The sequence below is a fragment of the Bradyrhizobium yuanmingense genome (assembly GCF_900094575.1).
GTDB lineage: Bacteria > Pseudomonadota > Alphaproteobacteria > Rhizobiales > Xanthobacteraceae > Bradyrhizobium > Bradyrhizobium yuanmingense.
Genome location: NZ_FMAE01000084.1, coordinates 1 through 1995 on the forward strand (window position 1 = coordinate 1; position 1995 = coordinate 1995).

At 55.6% G+C, this 1995-nt stretch carries 1 protein-coding gene and 1 pseudogene; both read right to left on the bottom strand.

The window, feature by feature from the left end; all coding sequences use genetic code 11:
- Window positions 1-149 precede the first annotated feature (149 nt).
- A complete protein-coding gene (locus GA0061099_RS39060) occupies window positions 150-1559 on the bottom strand; it encodes a DUF2130 domain-containing protein (RefSeq protein ID WP_074448699.1) in 1410 nt (469 codons plus the stop codon).
- A 217-nt stretch (window positions 1560-1776) separates the two neighbouring features.
- Window positions 1777-1995, bottom strand: a pseudogene (locus tag GA0061099_RS39065) (IS3 family transposase); the annotation flags it as partial.

Below are 1995 nucleotides of genomic sequence, written 5' to 3' on the forward strand. Positions count from 1 at the left end.
AGACAAGTCCGAGCGTGACATCTCTAATGGGGAGGATGGTGACCTTTCTAATGAGCGTCTACAATCGGCGCTCGCATAACATAGATTATGGAATATATTCCTATTATCCGAACGCCAGAAGTTGCGTTGTTTTGCCTGACGCGGGCATGTCACTCCGCAGCTTCAGCGGGCGAGCTCTTCAGCTCAGAAAATTTCGCTGCCATCGTCGGATTGCCCCGTGTCAGCTTCTTGATCGTCACGTCCTGCGCCTTGTCGTTCGCAAGGCGGAGATTGCGGTCTGCACCGATCAATGCATCCTTTGTTTTCTGGAGATGATCGATGGACTTATCTATCTCGGCGATCGCGGTCTGGAAGTGCCTGGAAGCAAGATCGTAGTTCTTCGAGAATGCCGTCTTGAAGGTCTCTAGCTGGCTTTCAAACTGCGTGATGTCGATATTCTGCGCTCTCACGAGCGCAAGCTCGGCTTTGTACTTAAGCGAGTTGATGGCCGCATTCCGCAAGAGCGTGATCATCGGCAGGAAGAACTGCGGCCGGATGACATACATTTTCGGGTAACGATGGAAGACGTCGACGATGCCGGCATTGTAAAGTTCATTGTCCGGTTCAAGCAATGAGACCAGGATGGCGTATTCGCAGCCCTTCTCGCTCCGGTCCCGGTCGAGCTCCTTCAGAAAATCTTCGTTCTTGCTTTTCGTCGCTGTTTTGTCGCTTTCGTTCTTCATCTCGAACATAATCGAGATGATCTCGGTGCCGGCCTCGTCCGCGTCCCGGAAGATGTAATCGCCCTTGCTGCCGGTCCGCGCGTCGTTGTCTTTCTCGAAGTACGCCCGCGGAAATGCCATCGACCGAACCCGGTTGAATTCGGTCTCGCAGTGCTGTTCAAGGGTCTCCCCGACCATCTTGGTCGAGAGACGGGCCTTCATATCCCTAAGTCGCTCGATCGCGTCATCGCGATCCTTGATTTGCGTTTCGTACTTGTCCTTGAGCGACTGCTCAGAGAGCTGTTTTTCAAGCTGAACCTGCTTGATGCCGTTTTTCAGCTCATCGCGCTCTTTCTCGATCGCGCCGACCGCTTCACTGACGGCGAGTTTCTTCTCAAGCTCAACGGCCTGAAGCTTGGCCTTCAGCCCATGGATTTCTTTTTCCTTGGCGGCAGTGATTTTGTGCTGCTCGCTGGCGAGGAGCGCTTCAGCAAGTTCCGAGGCCGCCTTCTTTTCGCGCTCGGACTCGGCCAGCGCGTTCGCGAGCCTGTCGCGCTCTTTTTCCACGGCGCTGAGCGCCTCGGTGACAGCAAGCTTCTGGGTGACCTCACTCCCCTCAAGCTTGGACTTCAACTGCCGGATTTCTGCGTCCTTGGCGGCCGCGATCTTCTGCAAACCGTTGCTCACCTGGGCCTTGGCCAATTCAACAGCGCTCTGCTTGTCGCGCTCGGCCAATTCCAGCCGTTCATGGAGTTGCTGTGCGAAATCCGCGTCACGCACCTGTTTCAGAATCTCGGCATAGCCCGACTCATCGACCTTGAAGGCCTTCGCACAGTGGGGACAGATGATCTCGTGCATGTTTCCTGGCCGGATCGGGCGGTGCTGTTGTCAATAACGGCTGGCTGCGAGCCCGCTGAATCGACCTGGGCCCTTGAGAACAAAATTAGAACAAGCTATTTTGAAGCGTCAAGCTGAAAGGCTCGGGTTCGCTCATTTTGCTGTGGCAAATCTCCGCTAGCTGCTCACATCCAGGATCACGGTCCACCACGTTGGCGGCAACAAGAATCACACTGGCGGCGTTGTAGCCAATCCGCCGCATCAGCGTTTTGACATGCCGGCGGCCGATCTTGCACCCCTCGGCAGCCAGCAGGTCTCGCAACATTCGCGAACCGGCGAAAGGAAACTCCAGGTGCAGCCGGTCAAGCCGCTGCATGATCGCGAGGTCGGCGGGCGACACCGGACGTGGTAGATAATAGATACTGCCACGGCTGATCTTCAAAACTTCCGCCTGTTT